General features: G+C 73.6%; 15 protein-coding genes, 1 tRNA gene and 1 pseudogene. 10 read left to right on the top strand and 7 right to left on the bottom strand.

Features of this window, described 5'->3' with window-relative positions:
- Window positions 1–12 precede the first annotated feature (12 nt).
- The gene (locus ABZ923_RS27700) at window positions 13–909 is read right to left on the bottom strand and encodes a DMT family transporter (RefSeq protein WP_361476589.1); all 897 of its coding nucleotides are present in this window, start codon (window positions 907–909) and stop codon (window positions 13–15) included.
- Window positions 910–1,282: 373 nt separating this feature from the next.
- On the opposite strand from ABZ923_RS27700, the gene ABZ923_RS27705 reads away from it, so the two are divergent.
- From ABZ923_RS27705 to ABZ923_RS27715, 3 genes are all read left to right on the top strand, one after another.
- Window positions 1,283–2,260: a hypothetical protein gene (locus ABZ923_RS27705; RefSeq protein ID WP_361476591.1), complete on the top strand. Its 978-nt coding sequence runs from the start codon at window positions 1,283–1,285 to the stop codon at window positions 2,258–2,260.
- Between the two features lie 120 nt (window positions 2,261–2,380).
- Window positions 2,381–3,127, top strand: coding sequence for a molybdopterin-dependent oxidoreductase (locus ABZ923_RS27710; RefSeq protein WP_361476593.1), 747 nt, complete (start codon window positions 2,381–2,383; stop codon window positions 3,125–3,127).
- Entirely contained in the window at window positions 3,111–3,737 is a 627-nt protein-coding gene (locus ABZ923_RS27715) for a cytochrome b/b6 domain-containing protein (RefSeq protein ID WP_361476595.1), read from the top strand. Before ABZ923_RS27710 ends, ABZ923_RS27715 begins: the two co-directional genes overlap by 17 nt.
- Window positions 3,738–3,806: 69 nt before the next feature.
- Here the strand turns inward: ABZ923_RS27715 and ABZ923_RS27720 are convergent.
- The 3 genes and pseudogenes from ABZ923_RS27720 to ABZ923_RS27730 all read right to left on the bottom strand — a co-directional run.
- Window positions 3,807–4,067 (bottom strand): annotated as a pseudogene (locus ABZ923_RS27720) (SDR family NAD(P)-dependent oxidoreductase); the annotation flags it as partial.
- 10 nt (window positions 4,068–4,077) lie between these two features.
- Window positions 4,078–5,475, bottom strand: a complete 1,398-nt coding sequence (locus ABZ923_RS27725; protein WP_361476597.1) for a gluconate:H+ symporter — start codon at window positions 5,473–5,475, stop codon at window positions 4,078–4,080.
- Window positions 5,476–5,514: 39 nt separating this feature from the next.
- Complete coding sequence (locus ABZ923_RS27730; RefSeq protein WP_361476599.1) at window positions 5,515–6,033, bottom strand: gluconokinase; 519 nt, start codon at window positions 6,031–6,033, stop codon at window positions 5,515–5,517.
- A 140-nt stretch (window positions 6,034–6,173) separates the two neighbouring features.
- Between ABZ923_RS27730 and ABZ923_RS27735 the strand changes: the two genes are divergently transcribed.
- Window positions 6,174–6,875: a FadR/GntR family transcriptional regulator gene (locus ABZ923_RS27735; protein ID WP_361476601.1), complete on the top strand. Its 702-nt coding sequence runs from the start codon at window positions 6,174–6,176 to the stop codon at window positions 6,873–6,875.
- 18 nt (window positions 6,876–6,893) lie between these two features.
- Here ABZ923_RS27735 and ABZ923_RS27740 read toward each other — a convergent pair whose 3' ends face one another.
- On the bottom strand, window positions 6,894–7,274 hold the full coding sequence (locus ABZ923_RS27740; protein WP_361476603.1) for a YchJ family metal-binding protein: 381 nt from the start codon (window positions 7,272–7,274) through the stop codon (window positions 6,894–6,896).
- A gap of 172 nt (window positions 7,275–7,446) precedes the next feature.
- Between ABZ923_RS27740 and ABZ923_RS27745 the strand changes: the two genes are divergently transcribed.
- The 3 genes from ABZ923_RS27745 to ABZ923_RS27755 are packed head-to-tail and all read left to right on the top strand — an operon-like array spanning window position 7,447 to window position 10,198.
- The gene (locus ABZ923_RS27745; RefSeq protein WP_361476605.1) at window positions 7,447–7,755 is read left to right on the top strand and encodes a dsRBD fold-containing protein; all 309 of its coding nucleotides are present in this window, start codon (window positions 7,447–7,449) and stop codon (window positions 7,753–7,755) included.
- A gap of 12 nt (window positions 7,756–7,767) precedes the next feature.
- A complete protein-coding gene (locus ABZ923_RS27750; RefSeq protein ID WP_361476607.1) occupies window positions 7,768–9,072 on the top strand; it encodes a phosphoribosyltransferase family protein in 1,305 nt (434 codons plus the stop codon).
- Window positions 9,073–9,082: 10 nt separating this feature from the next.
- The gene (locus ABZ923_RS27755) at window positions 9,083–10,198 is read left to right on the top strand and encodes a CapA family protein (RefSeq protein ID WP_361476609.1); all 1,116 of its coding nucleotides are present in this window, start codon (window positions 9,083–9,085) and stop codon (window positions 10,196–10,198) included.
- A 10-nt stretch (window positions 10,199–10,208) separates the two neighbouring features.
- On the opposite strand, the gene polX is transcribed toward ABZ923_RS27755, so the two are convergent.
- Together polX and ABZ923_RS27765 are read right to left on the bottom strand one after the other, a co-directional pair.
- Window positions 10,209–11,936 (bottom strand): DNA polymerase/3'-5' exonuclease PolX, encoded by a 1,728-nt coding sequence (gene polX / locus ABZ923_RS27760; RefSeq protein ID WP_361476611.1) that lies wholly within the window; start codon window positions 11,934–11,936, stop codon window positions 10,209–10,211.
- A gap of 62 nt (window positions 11,937–11,998) precedes the next feature.
- Window positions 11,999–12,086: transfer RNA gene (locus tag ABZ923_RS27765), tRNA-Leu, on the bottom strand.
- Between the two features lie 215 nt (window positions 12,087–12,301).
- Here ABZ923_RS27765 and ABZ923_RS27770 point away from each other — a divergent pair.
- From ABZ923_RS27770 to ABZ923_RS27780, 3 genes are all read left to right on the top strand, one after another.
- Window positions 12,302–13,627 (top strand): M20/M25/M40 family metallo-hydrolase, encoded by a 1,326-nt coding sequence (locus tag ABZ923_RS27770; protein ID WP_361476613.1) that lies wholly within the window; start codon window positions 12,302–12,304, stop codon window positions 13,625–13,627.
- Window positions 13,628–13,774: 147 nt separating this feature from the next.
- Complete coding sequence (gene chpH, locus ABZ923_RS27775) at window positions 13,775–14,008, top strand: chaplin ChpH (protein ID WP_189985800.1); 234 nt, start codon at window positions 13,775–13,777, stop codon at window positions 14,006–14,008.
- A 116-nt stretch (window positions 14,009–14,124) separates the two neighbouring features.
- Complete coding sequence (locus ABZ923_RS27780; RefSeq protein WP_361476615.1) at window positions 14,125–14,985, top strand: chaplin; 861 nt, start codon at window positions 14,125–14,127, stop codon at window positions 14,983–14,985.
- Window positions 14,986–15,007 lie beyond the last annotated feature (22 nt).

Below are 15,007 nucleotides of genomic sequence, written 5' to 3' on the forward strand. Positions count from 1 at the left end.
AGCAGGGCGGGCTCAGCGTCGCTGGAGGTCCCCGGCCCGGTGCTCCTGCTCCACCGCTCCGCACGGCATCGCCGGATGCAGCCCGAGCAGCACGATGCCCGTCACCACGGCCGCGAGCCCGGCCGCCTCCCCGGCCAGCGCCCCGGTGTCGGTGCGCAGCCGGTCGCCGAGGAAGCCCACCCCGCACAGGATCCCGGCGAGCGGCTCGGCCGCCGTGAGCGCGGGCAGCGACATGCGCAGCGGGGCCGTCTCGAACGCGCTCTGCACCAGGACGAGGCCGGTGACCCCGCACGCCACCACGCCGTACGGCTGCCAGCCGGTGAACAGCTCGCCGAGGCCGCCGTCGGCGAAGCGGATGCCGCTCACCCGGGTCAGCGCGTCCTGGACGCCGTACAGCAGTCCGGCCGCCAGGGCCAGCAGTACCGGGCCCCAGCTCAGCCGGGAGCGCTTGCCGTACGTCGTCAGGACCAGGGCCGCGCCCGTCACCGCCCCGATGATCAGCCAGTGCCGCAGCGGATCGGAGACGGCCGTGCCGCCGCGCGGCTCGCCGGCCAGGATGAACGCGCTCACCCCGCCCGCGAGCAGCAGCAGACCGGACCAGCCCTGGCGGCCCAGCGCCTGCCTGGTCCGGTACCGGGACAGGGCGAGGGCGAACAGCAGATTCGTCGCGAGCAGCGGTTCGACCAGGGAGATCTCGCCCCTGCCGAGGGCGACCGCGCCCAGCACCATGCCGGCCACCATCAGCCCGAGCCCGCCGAGCCAGCGCGGCACCCGCATCAGGTCGAGCAGCAGCCGGAAGGAGAGGAAGTCGCTCAGCGGTGCCTTCTGCGCCGCGTCCTGCTGGAGTACGAACCCGAAGCCCAGACAGCAGGCCGCGCTCACGGCGAGGAGGAGAACCAGAACCGACACGCTGCGTACCTCGATCATCCGGCCGGACCACGGGCGCGTAGTGGCCGACTGTAGCGCTCCCGGGACGGGGGTGCCCCGCAACTGCCCGGAACCGGCGGTGGACTCGCCATGCTCCGCGACCGGCGGGCCCGGCGCCATGGCGTACGCCACAGAAGTCCGGGCGGTCGGCCCGGAAACGCGATGGCATACGCCACAGGAAAATTCCCCCGACGGGACCGCCCGGACGCGCCCCACCTGCACCGGAGCCCCCAAGTCCGGTTCGGAGCCGGGAAGTTGAAGCCCGCAACAACGGCGTTCCGCTTGACGCCACCCTTGGCTGGGGGTTTGCTGTGCGTGATCGGTCGATGGCAGCCCGAGAAACAGGAAGCCCGCGGTGCCCCCTCTCCCGCCTCTGCTCGGCGCTCGCCGGGCCCGAACGGAACCGTCCGGCGCGCCCGCCCAGGACGACTCCGGCGCCTTCGACGCCGCCCTCGACGACGCCGAACTGCGCACCGCCCGGGCCGCGCTGGCCCAGGGCCGACGGCAGGCCGCGCGCTCCCTGCTGGTGCACACCGGCGACGACTGGGACCGCCGCGGCCACCGCCTCACCGCGCTCGCCCGCGACCCGTACGCCGCCGCCTGGGCGAGCGACTGGCTGACCGCCGAGCCCGGCTCCGCCGACGCCGCGGCGCTGCTCGCCCTGGCCCTGGTCCACCGCGCGCTGCGCGGCAAGGAGGAACCCGCCCGGGCCCGCGAGGCCTGCGACACCGCCGCCGGCCTCGCCCCCGCCGACCCCACCCCCTGGCTCGGCCGGCTGCTGCTCGCCCGCGACCTCGGCCCCGAGCGCGAGGTGCGCGCCACCTTCGGCGAGCTGCACCGCCGGCACCCCGAGCACCACCACGCCCACCACCTGCTGATCGCCCGCCTCGCCGAGCGGCCCGCGGGCGGCCGCGGAGCCGAGGTCCACGAGGTGTACGACGTCGCCGAGCTGGCCGCCGCCGAGGCCCCCGCCGACTCCCCGCTGGCCGTCCTGCCGGTCGTCGCGTACGCCGAGCGCTACCGGGTCCTCGCCGCCACCGGACTGGCCCCGGCCGACCCCGTCGCCTCCGGGCACTGGTCCGGCCCGCGGGCCCGGCGCATCCTGCGCACCTGCTTCGACTGGTGGCTGGAGTGGGAGCACGACGAACACCCGCGCCGCCACATCGACCTCAACCACCTCGCGTTCGCCCTGACCTGCGCCGGCCGCCCGGCCGAGGCGGCGGCCCTGTTCCAGCGCATCGGCGAGCACGCCACCCCGGCACCCTGGTCCTACGCGCACCCCGATCCCCGGGCCGCCTTCTCCGCCGCCCGCGCCCGCGCGCTCGGGCAGTGAGCAGCAGTGAGCAACAGCGCCCTCGCCGACGTACAGACAGCCGGCAGGAAAAAGTGACGAAAGTCTGACCGGCGACCCGATCATCTGGCCCCCCGCGGCCCCGAGTGCTCGAATGAACACGTGAACCCTGAACCATCCGAGGAACCGATACCCGAACCGGAACCGGACGGCCGGCCCGTCGGCCGCCGTGTCTTCCTCGGCACCCTCGGCCTGGGCGCCCTCGGCGTGGTCGCCGCGCCCGCGCTGCAACGCGGCCTGGAAGGCTTCCTCGGCGGCGTCGCCGACAAGGACCCCACCGGCCTGACCGGCCTGCTGCCCAACGGCGGCGGCTTCCGCTACTACTCCGTGGCCGCCTCCGTCCCGCACCGGACCGCCGCGGACTACCGCCTCACCGTCGACGGCCTGGTCGACCGCCCGCGCGGCTACACCCTCGCCGACCTGCGTGCCCTGCCGCAAACCCGGCTGGTCCGGGACGTGCAGTGCGTCACCGGCTGGCGGGTCCCGGGCACCCCCTTCCAGGGCGTACGCCTGTCCCACCTGCTCGACGCGGCGGGCGTCCGCCCCACCGCCAGGGCCGTGCGCTTCACCTGCTTCGACGGCACCTACAGCGAGAGCCTCACCCTCGACCAGGCCCGCCGCCCGGACGTCCTGGTCGCCCTGCGCATGCAGGACAAGGACATCGGTCACGACCACGGCGGCCCGGTCCGCCTCTACGTCGCCCCCATGTACTTCTACAAGTCCGCCAAGTGGCTCTCCGGCATCACCGTCACCGACCGGGTGCGGCCCGGCTACTGGGAGGAGCTCGGCTACGACGTCGACGCCTGGGTCGGCCGCTCGAACGGACGGACCGATGAGCCTACGAGCTGAGACCCCGGCCCCGCCGGACGCCCGCGTCCACCGGTTCACCCGCGCCGAACGCCGGGTGCACCGCGCGACGGCCGCGCTGATGGGCGTGTGCGTGCTGACCGCCGCCGCCCTCTACATCCCGCAGCTGGCGGTCCTGGTCGGCCGCCGGGAACTGGTCGTGCGGGTCCACCAGTACGCCGGCCTCGCCCTGCCGGTGCCGGTCCTGCTGGGCCTGGCCTCCCGCGCCTTCCGCACCGACCTGCGCTTCCTCAACCGCTTCGGCCCGCACGACCGGGTCTGGCTGCGCGCCGCCCTGCGCCGCGACCGGCGCCACGGGCAACGCCCGGCCGGCAAGTTCAACGCCGGCCAGAAGATCTACGCCGCCTGGATCGCCGGCGCCACCCTGGTCATGCTCGGCACCGGCCTGATGATGTGGTTCACCCACCTCACCCCGCTGATGTGGCGCACCTCGGCGACCTTCGTCCACGACTGGCTCGCCCTGACGATCGGCGTGGTCCTGGCGGGCCACATCGGCATGGCCCTGGGCGACCCGGAGGCGCGGCGGGGCCTGCGGACCGGAACGGTGAGCGAGGAGTGGGCGAACCGGGAACACCCGCTGTGGCGCCCGTAGCCCCACGCCGGCCCGTGCCGCTCAGCACTCCAGCAGCACCTTGCAGGACCGCTCCCAGCAGCGGGGCGCGTCGAGCTGGCCCACCCGCTCCTCGACGTCCGCGATCCCGGCGGCCACGGCCGGGCCGTCGGTCACGTCGAACACCGCCGTACGCACCTCACCGGGGAGGTCCGCCGCCGCCTCGGCCGGCCGGCCGGCGTCGCACCCGTTGAGGACCGCCGTGCAGCCGGCCTCGGCCAGGCCCCGGGCCAGGGCGAGGCCGATGCCCCGGCTGGACCCGGTGACCAGGGCCGTACGGCCGCTGATGTCGAAGAGGGGGTGAGCCGTCATCGCCGTACCCCTAGATGACCAGGGAGAGGAGCAGGACCAGGCCGCCGGCGACCACCGAGATGATCGTCTCCATCACCGACCAGGTCTTCAGGGTCTGCCCGACGCTCAGCCCGAAGTACTCCTTCACCAGCCAGAAACCGGCGTCGTTGACATGGCTGAAGAAGAGCGAGCCGGCGCCGATGGCCAGGACGAGCAGGGCCGCGTGGGTGGTCGACATGTCGGCCGCGAGCGGCGCGACCAGGCCGGCCGCCGAGACCGTCGCCACCGTCGCCGAGCCGGTCGCCAGCCGGATCGCCACCGCGATCAGCCAGGCCAGCAGCAGCGCCGGGATCGACCAGTCCTTGGAGACGTCCAGGATCATCTGGCCCACCCCGGAGTCGATCAGCGTCTGCTTGAAGCCGCCGCCCGCGCCCACGATCAGCAGGATGCCGGCGATGGGCATCAGGCCCTTCTCGACGGTCTGCTGGAGCCGCTCCTTGCTGAACCCGGCGGGCCGGCCCAGCGTGAAGAAGCCGACGATCACGGCGGCGAGCAGGGCGATCAGCGGGGAGCCGACGACGTCGAAGACACGCTGGGTGGTGTGCGCGGGGTCGTCGACGACGATGTCCACCAGCGCCTTGGCCAGCATCAGCACCACGGGGAGCAGCACGGTGGCGAGCGTCGCGCCGAAGCCCGGACGGCGCTGGAGCTCCTCCGAGGCGCGCTGCGGCAGCATCCGGTCGGGCGCCGGCACGTCGACCCAACGGGCCGCGACCTTCGAGAACAGCGGACCGGCGATGATCACCGTCGGTATGGCGACCAGGATGCCCAGCGCGAGGGTCACGCCCAGGTTGGCCTTGACCGCGTCGATCGCGACCAGCGGGCCGGGGTGCGGCGGGATCAGGCCGTGCATCACGGACAGACCGGCGAGGGCCGGGATGCCGATGCGCATCAGGGAGTAGTTGCCGCGCTTGGCGACCATCAGCACGACCGGGATCAGCAGCACGATGCCGACCTCGAAGAACAGCGGCAGGCCGATCACGGAGGCGATCAGCACCATCGCCCAGGGCATGGCGCGCCCGCCGGCCTTGGCGAGGATCGTGTCGACGATCTGGTCGGCGCCGCCGGAGTCGGCGAGCAGCTTGCCCAGGATCGCCCCGAGCGCGATCAGGACGCCGACGCCGGCCACGGTGGAGCCGAGCCCGGTGGTGAAGCTGGTGATGGCCTTGTCGAGGGGCGCCCCGGCGGCCGCCCCGAGCGCCAGCGACCCGATGGTCAGCGCCAGGAAGGCATGGAGCTTGAACTTGGTGATGAGCAGGACGATGACGGCGATGCCCACCAGGACGGCGATGCCCAGCTGGGCGTGTCCGGCGGAGGTGATCGGCGCAGGTGCGTCCGCTGCCAGCATCTCGACGCTGAGTCTGGTCACGGGGGGTTCCCTTGGGTTACGGGGGACGGGGGTGAGGTGTTACTCGGATGCGACGGGAAGCGTCTCCAGGGCGCGCACGGCCCGCTCGGTGATCTCCTGCGGGCTGCCGCCGACGTCCACGGCCACTCCGGCCTCGTCCGTCTGGAGCGGCTGGAGCGTCGCGAACTGCGAGTCCAGCAGCGCGGTCGGCATGAAGTGACCCTGCCGCTGGGACATCCGGTCCTCGATCAGCCGCCGGTCACCCGTGAGGTGCAGGAACACGATCCCGGGCGCCACGGCCCGGAGCCGGTCGCGGTACGACCGCTTCAGCGCCGAGCTGCTGACCACCCCGCCCAGTCCGGCCCGGCCGTGCGCCCAGTGCCCGATGGCGTCGAGCCACGGCCACCGGTCGGCGTCGTCGAGCGGGATCCCGGCCGACATCTTGTCGATGTTGGCCTGCGGGTGGAAGTCGTCGCCCTCGGCGTACGGGACGCCCAGCCGCGCGGCGAGCAGGGGACCGATCGTGGTCTTGCCCGTCCCCGCGACGCCCATCACGACGACGACCTGGGGGGTTCGCATGACTGCCTCGCTGTCTTCCTCGACATCCGACGCCACTTCGGCGTCGCCACACTGAAACCCATTAGGTACGACGAATTCAAGACTCTGTGACGTATAAGTCTGACTTTTTGTCTGCGTGATCCACGCCGTACGCTGAGTGCATGAGCACACCGGGCCGGGGGCTGCACGGCCATGTACTGGACACCCTCGGCCCCGCGATCACCGCGGGCGAGTACCCGCCGGGCAGCGTTCTGCGCACCGACGAGCTGGCACAGCACTTCGAGGTGTCGCGCTCGGTGATGCGCGAGGCCGTCCGCGTGCTGGAGTCCATGCACCTGGTCGAGTCCCGCCGCCGGGTCGGCGTCACGGTCCGCCCGAAGGCCGAGTGGAACGTCTACGACCCGCAGGTCATCCGCTGGCGCCTGGCCGGCGCGGACCGCCCGCACCAGCTGCGCTCGCTCACCGTGCTGCGCTCCGCGGTCGAACCCGTCGCGGCCGGCCTCGCCGCCCAGCACGCCACGGCCGAGCAGTGCGCCGAAATCACCGAGTGCGCGCTCGGCATGGTGGCCAACTCACGCGGCCACCGGCTGGAGAAGTACCTGGTCCACGACATCGCCTTCCACCGGGCCGTGCTGACCGCCTCCGGGAACGAGATGTTCGCCCGGCTCGGCGACGTCGTCGCGGAGGTGCTGGCCGGCCGCACCCACCACGAGGTCATGTTCGAGGACCCCGACCCGGCGGCCGTCACCCTGCACGTGCAGGTGGCCGAGGCGGTCCGCGAGGGCGACGCGGCCCGCGCCGAGGAACTGACCCGGCAGATCACCGTGGGCGCCCTCCAGGAACTGGACATCCTCGCGCCCTAGTTGCGCGCCCCCGGGGCGTCACGGCTGGTCGGGGAAGTCCCCGTCCACGTACACCCACGCCCCGTCCACCCGCTCGAACCGGCTCCGCTCGAGCAGCGAACCGCCTCGGTAGGAGGCCCGGAAGGTCACCGTGCCGGTGCCGTGGAAGGCGGACCCGTCGGTGGTGTCCAGGATCTCCAGCCCCGTCCACCGCATCCGCGGGTCCAGGTCCAGCCGCTCCGGCCGGGTCCGCGGGTGCCAGGTGCGCAGCAGATACCCCGCGTCCCCCTTCACGAACGCGCAGTACCGCGAGCGCATCAGCAGCTCGGCGGTCGGCGCGGCCGCCGCACCCGCGTGGAAGCGGCCGCAGCAGGCGTCGTAGGACCGGGGGAGCCCGCAGGGGCAGGTGCGCGAGGTCATGGCCCACATTCTGCCCGCAGCAGGGGAGGCGTCCGCCGCGGGTCGGGTGCACAGTGGAAGTGCCGGACTGGAGCGCCCGCAGCGGCGCGGGGAACTGCGCGACCAGCCACGACGGACCGGCAGACGGCCGACGGCCCGTCGCGGCACGATCCGCGGAGCGAGGTGGCCGACGATGACCCGACCCGTGAGCAGCCGTCCCGCCGTCAAGGAGTGGCGGCTGAACGTGTACCTGTGCGAACACGATCCGGACACCACGGCCCGGATCGTCCTGGACACCGGGGACAACGTCCTGGAAAGCCACGCCGAGGCCCGCCGCAACCCCTACGACCGGGCGATGCCCGACATCGGCGACGAACTCGCCGCCGGGCGCGCGCTCATCGCCATGGGCCGCATGCTGCTGCGCGCCGCCGACGGCGACATGAAGGCGACCGGAGCCGCCGACACGGACGCCCCGGTGCCGCTCTGGCTGCCCCGGGAGTGAAGGAGCGCCGCCGTGCACTTCAGGAACCGCCTCGAAGCGGGCCGACGGCTGGGCGAACGCCTGGAGTACCTCAGGGGCCAGGACGTGGTGGTGCTCGGGCTGCCCCGGGGAGGCGTGCCGGTCGCCGCCGAGGTCGCCGCGGCACTCGACGCGCCCCTGGACGTCTGCCTCGTGCGCAAGCTCGGCGTGCCCTACCAGCCCGAACTGGGCATGGGGGCGATCGGCGAGGACGGCGTCCGCGTGATCAACCAGGAGGTGCTGCGCGGCACCGGCGTCTCCGACGCGGACCTCGCCGGCGTCGAGGAACGCGAGCTGCGGGTGCTGCACGACCGGGCCGCCCGCTACCGGGGCGCCGCCCCCGCCGTGTCCGTCGCCGGACGCACCGCCGTCGTGGTGGACGACGGCGTGGCCACCGGCTCCACCGCGCGCGCCGCCTGCCGGATCGCCCGCGCCCGGGGCGCGGCCCGCATCGTGCTGGCCGTCCCCGTGGCCCCGCGGGACTTCGCCCGGCGGCTCGGCGGCGACGCCGACGAACTGGTCTGCCTGCACACCCCCTGGGACTTCGCCGCGGTCGGCCAGTTCTACGCCGACTTCGCCCAGGTCGACGACGAAGAGGTGACCGCCTGCCTGCGCCGGGCCGCCAGCCGGCACCGGCACACCGCGGGCGCCGCATCCACCGACCGCGAGGTGACCGTGACGGCCGGAACCGTACGGCTCGGCGGACGGCTCACCGTGCCCGACGGCGCCACCGGCGTGGTGGCCTTCGCCCACGGCAGCGGCAGCAGCCGGCACAGCCCGCGCAACCGGTTCGTGGCCGGGGGACTTCATCGGGCCGGCCTCGGCACCCTGCTGTTCGACCTGCTCACCGACGCGGAGGAGGCCGACCGGGGCAACGTGTTCGACATCGCGCTGCTGGCCGGCCGGCTGCTCGACGCCACCCGCTGGCTGCGCGAGGAACCCGACGTCGAGGGGCTCGCCGTCGGCTTCTTCGGCGCCAGCACCGGTGCGGCCGCCGCGCTGTGGGCCGCCGCCGACCCCGACGCACGGCCCGCCGCGGTCGTCTCCCGCGGCGGCCGGCCCGACCTCGCCGGAGCCCGGCTGGCCGCGGTGACGGCACCCACCCTGCTCGTCGTCGGCGGCGCCGACCCGCTGGTCCTCGACCTCAACCGGGAGGCACAGGCCCGACTGCGCTGCGAGAACCGGCTGGCGGTGGTCCCGGGCGCCACCCACCTCTTCGAGGAGCCCGGCACCCTGGAGCAGGTGACCGAGCTGGCCCGTGACTGGTTCACGGACCACATGGCACCCGCCCACGTCTAGCCCGTCGGCCATGGGCGAGGACGCCGTCACCCTGTTCCTCGCGGGCGACGTCATGCTCGGCCGGGGCGTCGACCAGATCCTCCCGCACCCCGTCGCCCCCCTCCTGCGGGAGGACTACGTGCGCGACGCCCGGCAGTACGTCGCCCTGGCCGAGGCCGCCAACGGGCCGATCCCCCGGCCCGTGGACCCCCGCTGGCCCTGGGGCGAGGCGCTGCCCGTCCTGGAGCGGGCCGCACCGGACGTCCGGGTGCTCAACCTGGAGACCGCCGTCACCCGGGACGGCGACTTCGCGCCCGGCAAGGCCGTCCACTACCGGATGCACCCCGCCAACCTGCCCTGCCTCGCCGCGGCCCGCCCGGACGTCTGTGTCCTCGCCAACAACCACGTGCTCGACTTCGGGCCGGCCGGCCTGCGGGAGACGCTGGACTCCCTCGCCGCGGCCGGACTGCGCACCGCCGGGGCGGGCCGGGACGCGGCCGCGGCATGGCGTCCGGCGGCCGTTGCGCTGCCGTCCGGCGGACGCGTCCTCGTCTTCGCCTTCGGCATGCCCTCCAGCGGCATCCCGCACGGCTGGGCCGCCACCGCCGACCGGCCCGGCGTCGCCCTCGTCACCGGGCCGACCACGGCGGCCGCCACGGAGTTCGCCGACCGCCTGCGCCGCGTCGAACGGCCCGGCGACCTCGTCGTCGCCTCCGTCCACTGGGGCCCCAACTGGGGCTACACCCCCTCCCGCGCCGAGATCCGCTTCGCCCACGCGCTCGTCGAGGCGGGCGCCGACATCGTCCACGGACACTCCTCGCACCACCCGCGCCCGCCGGAGGTCTACCGCGACCGGCTCGTCCTGTACGGCTGCGGCGACCTCGTCGACGACTACGAGGGTATCGGCGGCTACGAGCGCTACCGCGACGACCTGCGCCTGCTCTACCTCGTCTCGGCCGAGCCCGGCACCGGCCGGCTCACCGGTCTGCGCATGGTGCCGCTCCAGGCCCGCCGGCTCCGCCTGGAGCACGCCTCGGCCGAGGACACCGCCTGGCTGCGCACCGTCCTCGACGGCTACGCCCGCGACCTCGGCACCCGCGTCGAGCACGGCGCCGACGGCACGCTGACGGTAAGCCCCCTCCCGTGAGACCCGACCCTCACCTCCGCGCGCCCTCGCGCAGGAACCGGCGCAGCCGGGTCAGCGGCCAGGTGTTGATGACGTCCTCCCGGGTGAGCCAGCCGCGCTGCGCGGTGCCCACCCCGAAGCGCAGCTGCGCGAGGTGCGGGACGGAGTGCGCGTCGGTGTTCACGGCGAACCGCACCCCGTGCTCCCGGGCCCGCAGGATGTCCTCGTCGCGCAGGTCCAGCCGGTCCGGCTGGGCGTTGACCTCCAGCGCGGTCCCGGTGCGCGCGCACGCGGCGAAGACCTCGTCCCAGTCGGCGTCCACCCCCGGCCGCCTGCCGATCAGCCGGGTCGTGGGGTGCCCGATGACGTGGACGTACGGGTTCTCGCAGGCCCGTACCAGCCGCCGCGTCATCGCCGCGCGGCCCAGGTCGAAGTGCGAGTGCAGCGAGGCCACGCACAGGTCGAAACCGGCCAGGAACTCCGGCGGCCAGTCCACCCCGCCGTCCGGACCGATGTTCAGCTCGGTGCCGTGCAGCAGCCGCATCCCGTGCCGGGTGCCGTCCAGCTCCCGCAGCCGCTCCCGCTGGGCGAGGATCTTCTCCTCCGTCATGCGCTGCATGTACAGGTCGGGCGCGTGGTCGGTGACCGCGTAGTACGCGTACCGGCGCTCGGCGGCGGCCTCCACCATCGCCTCCAGCGAGGCCAGACCGTCCGTGAGATCGGTGTGCGTGTGCAGGTCGCCGCGGATGTCCCGCTCGGTGACCAGCTCCGGCAGGCCCTCGCCCAGCGCCGCCTCGATCTCCCCGCGGTCCTCGCGCAGCGTCGGCGCGATCCACGGCAGCCCCAGCCGCGCGTACACCTCCTCCTCGGAGCGGGAGGCGACCGACTCCCCGCTCCCGGTGTCGAACACGCCGTACTCGGAGAGCTTCAGCCCCCGGTGCACGGCGATGGTCCGGGTCCGGATGTTGTGCGCCTTGGACCCGGTGAAGTACTGCATCGCGGCGCCCCACGACTCCGGCGGCACCACCCGCAGATCCACCTGCAGACCCCGACCGGTGCGCACCGACGTCTTCTTCGTGCCCCGCGCGATCACCTCCGCGGTGACCGGCAGCCCGCACAAGGCGTCCATGAACGGCGCCGACCGCTCCGCGGCCACCAGCACGTCCAGATCGCCCACCGTCTCCCGCATCCGGCGCAGCGAACCGGCGTACGCACAGCGCTCGCAGCCCGGCACGGCGGACAGCTCCCCGAGGATCTCCTCGGCGGTGTCCAGCGCCAGCGGCAACGGCACCCGCCCGCCCGCCCGCCGGAGCAGCTCGATGCCGTGCCGGATGTTCTCCTGCGTCTTCTCGCCGAAGCCCTTCACATCGGCCAGCGCGTCCGCCTCGACGGCCGCGGCCAGCTCGCTCACCGACGAGATGTGCAGGTCCTCGTAGAGCCGCAACGCCTTCTTCGGGCCCAGCGTCGGGATCGTGATCAGCTCGCGCACCCCGGCGGGGATCCTCGCCCGGCGCTCCTCGACCACCGCCATCCGGCCCGTGCGCAGGTACTCGGCCACCTTGTCGGCGATCGACCGGCCGACGTTCGGGATCTCCCGCAGCCCCTCGGCGTCCAGCGTGGAGATGTCCGCGGGATACCCGCCGATCGCCCGCGCGGCCTTCTCGTAGGCGCGCGCCTTGAAGGCGTCGCCTCCGGTGATCGCGATGAGATCGGCGTACTCCCGCAGGAGCGCCTCGACCGCGTCGTTGGGCCGGGCCACCCCTCAAGTCTAGGAAGCCGCACCGGGGAACGACGAAGGCCCCTGCACAGCAGGGGCCTCACTGGTGTCCGAGGGGGGACTTGAACCCCCACGCCCGATAAAGGGCACTAGCACCTCAAGCTAGCGCGTCTGCCATTCCGCCACCCGGACAAGGTGTCTGTCGTGCGGGGTTTCCCTTTCGGCGGGGTTTCCCTCGCGGCGACGAAGGAAACATTACCAGGCTTTCGGGGGTGGCTGATCACCCCCCGGCCCCGGGGCCGGTCGCCCGTGAACGGCGTGTGTCGGGCCGGGTCCGGTCTTGGGCCCGGAGCGGGGCCGGAGAGAGGATGAGGGGGACCACCAGCAGTGACACCGGGAGGAAGCACGTGAGCGAGACGGACACGGCCAGGAGCGTCACCGGCGAGGACGAGGTCGTGGACCTCTGCCGCGAGCTGATCCGGTTCGACACCAGCAACTACGGCGACCACTCCGGCCCGGGCGAGCGCAAGGCCGCCGAGTGGGTCGCCGAGAAGCTCGCCGAGGTCGGGCTGGAGCCGAAGATCTACGAGTCCCACCCCGGCCGCGCCTCCACGGTGGCCCGCATCGAGGGCGAGGACCCGTCCCGGCCCGCGCTGCTCATCCACGGCCACCTGGACGTCGTACCGGCCAACGCCGTGGACTGGACCCACCACCCGTTCTCCGGCGAGATCGCGGACGGGTGCGTGTGGGGGCGCGGGGCCGTCGACATGAAGGACATGGACGCCATGACGCTGGCGGTCGTCCGCGACCGGCTGCGCAGCGGGCGCCGGCCCCCGCGGGACGTCGTGGTGGCCTTCCTCGCCGACGAGGAGGCGGGCGGCACGTACGGCGCCCGCTACCTGGTCGACCACCACCCCGAGCTGTTCGAGGGCGTCACCGAGGCGATCAGCGAGGTCGGCGGCTTCTCCTTCACCGTCGACGACCAGCGGCGGCTGTACCTGATCCAGACGGCCGAGAAGGGCATGCACTGGATGAAGCTGACCGTGGCCGGGACCGCCGGGCACGGTTCGATGATCCACCGCGACAACGCCATCACCGAGCTGTCGGAGGCGGTCGCCCGGGTCGGCCGGCACAAGTTCCCGGTCCGGGTCACCAAGACCACCCGGGCCTTCCTCGACGAACTCGGCGACGCGCTCGGCACCGAGCTGGACCCGGAGGACATGGAGTCCACCCTCGCCAGGCTCGGCGGCATCGCCAAGCTGATCGGCGCCACCCTGAGCAACACCGCCAACCCCACCCAGCTCACCGCCGGCTACAAGGTCAACGTCATCCCGGGCGAGGCCACCGCCCACATCGACGGCCGGTTCCTGCCCGGCCACGAGGAGGAGTTCCTCGCCGACCTCGACCGGCTGCTCGGCCCGAACGTCCGCCGCGAGGACGTGCACGCCGACAAGGCGGTCGAGACCGGCTTCGACGGCGCGCTGGTGGAGGCCATGCAGTCCGCGCTGCTCGCCGAGGACCCCACCGCCAAGGCGATCCCCTACATGCTCTCCGGTGGCACCGACGCCAAGTCCTTCGACGACCTCGGCATCCGCGGCTTCGGCTTCGCCCCGCTGAAGCTGCCGCCGGAGCTGGACTTCGCCGGCATGTTCCACGGCGTGGACGAGCGGGTGCCGGTGGACGGGCTGCAGTTCGGCGTGCGGGTGCTCGACCGGTTCCTCGACGCGTCCTGAGGCTCTGCCCCCAGGCATTTCGGGCAGCCGTGCGAGACCGACTGAGAAGGGTGAATGCGACGATCGGTTCGTAGCTTCATCAGCCCCTCCTCGTTACAGCTCATGTGATCCCGAACCTTGGGGTCGCATTGCCAACGAGGAGGAAGAATGATCAAGAAGGTCGTCGCTGCTGCGGCCGCCACCGGTGGACTGGTGCTCGCGGGTGCGGGCCTCGCCGTCGCCGACTCCGGTGCCCAGGGTGCCGCCGTGGGCTCCCCGGGCGTGGTGTCCGGCAACGTCATCCAGGTGCCCGTCCACGTCCCGGTGAACGTGTGCGGCAACACGATCAACGTGATCGGGCTCCTGAACCCCGCCTTCGGCAACGCCTGCGTCAACAAGTGACGCCGGCTCCCTGAGGGGCGTCATTCAACGAGCCGTCGGCCTCGGTGCGCGCGCCATGCGCTCCGAGGCCGACCGGTCTTTCGCACGAGGACATGGAAGGCAGGGGGGAATTCAGCATGCGACAGGGCACGCGCAAGGGTCTGATGACCATGGCGGCCGCGACCGGCGTGATCGCCGCCGCGAGCGGCTACGCACACGCCGACGCGGGCGCGGCGGGCAGCGCCGGCGGTTCACCGGGCGTACTGTCCGGCAACACCGTGCAGGCACCGGTGCACGCACCGGTGAACATCTGCGGCAACACCGTCAACGTCGTCGGGCTGCTCAACCCGTCGGTGGGCAACAAGTGCGCCAACCGCGGCGGCACTTCGGGGGGCCAGTACGGTGAGCAGGACGGCTCCGGCGGCTCGCACGCGAGCGGTCGTTCCAGCGGCTCGCCGGGCGTCGGCTCCGGCAACACCGTGCAGGTACCGGTCGACGTCCCCGTGAACGTCTGCGGCAACAGCGTCGACGTCATCGGGGCCGGCAACGCCACGACGGGCAACGACTGTGCCAACGGCGGCGGGCAGGGGCACGGCACCCCGCCCGGTCACCCGGGTCACCCCGGTCAGCCGGGTCACCCCGGTCACCCCGGTCACCCGGGCCATCCTGGTCACCCCGGACACCCGGGTCAGCCGGGGCACCCCGGGACTCCCGGCCACCCCGGGCAGCCGGGTGAGCCCGGCCACCCCGGTACCCCGGGCGACTCCGGCAAGCCCGGTCACACCGGTACGGGCAGCCAGGGCGGCACGGGCGGCTCCACGGCCCACGGTGCCTCCCAGGTGACGGCCGAGGCGGCGGGCCGCTCCGCCCAGCCGCTGAGCACCGCCCAGCTCGCGCACACGGGCAGCGAGGTGCCGCTCGGCATCGCGCTGCCGGCCGGTGCGGGCGCGCTGCTCGCGGGCGCGGTGCTCTACCGCAAGGCACGGGCCGCGGCGTGACCCGAAGCGGAGCGGGCCCTGC

The organism is Streptomyces sp. NPDC046881, assembly GCF_040645015.1.
GTDB lineage: Bacteria > Actinomycetota > Actinomycetes > Streptomycetales > Streptomycetaceae > Streptomyces.

Excerpts from the sequence above, each read along its gene's own strand:
- ABZ923_RS27715 (WP_361476595.1), top strand. The coding sequence starts at position 3,111 with ATGAGCCTACGAGCTGAGACCCCGGCCCCGCCGGACGCCCGCGTCCAC.
- ABZ923_RS27730 (WP_361476599.1), bottom strand. The coding sequence starts at position 6,033 with ATGCGAACCCCCCAGGTCGTCGTCGTGATGGGCGTCGCGGGGACGGGC.
- ABZ923_RS27735 (WP_361476601.1), top strand. The coding sequence starts at position 6,174 with ATGAGCACACCGGGCCGGGGGCTGCACGGCCATGTACTGGACACCCTC.
- ABZ923_RS27740 (WP_361476603.1), bottom strand. The coding sequence starts at position 7,274 with ATGACCTCGCGCACCTGCCCCTGCGGGCTCCCCCGGTCCTACGACGCC.
- ABZ923_RS27745 (WP_361476605.1), top strand. The coding sequence starts at position 7,447 with ATGACCCGACCCGTGAGCAGCCGTCCCGCCGTCAAGGAGTGGCGGCTG.
- ABZ923_RS27755 (WP_361476609.1), top strand. The coding sequence starts at position 9,083 with ATGGGCGAGGACGCCGTCACCCTGTTCCTCGCGGGCGACGTCATGCTC.
- chpH (WP_189985800.1), top strand. The coding sequence starts at position 13,775 with ATGATCAAGAAGGTCGTCGCTGCTGCGGCCGCCACCGGTGGACTGGTG.
- ABZ923_RS27780 (WP_361476615.1), top strand. The coding sequence starts at position 14,125 with ATGCGACAGGGCACGCGCAAGGGTCTGATGACCATGGCGGCCGCGACC.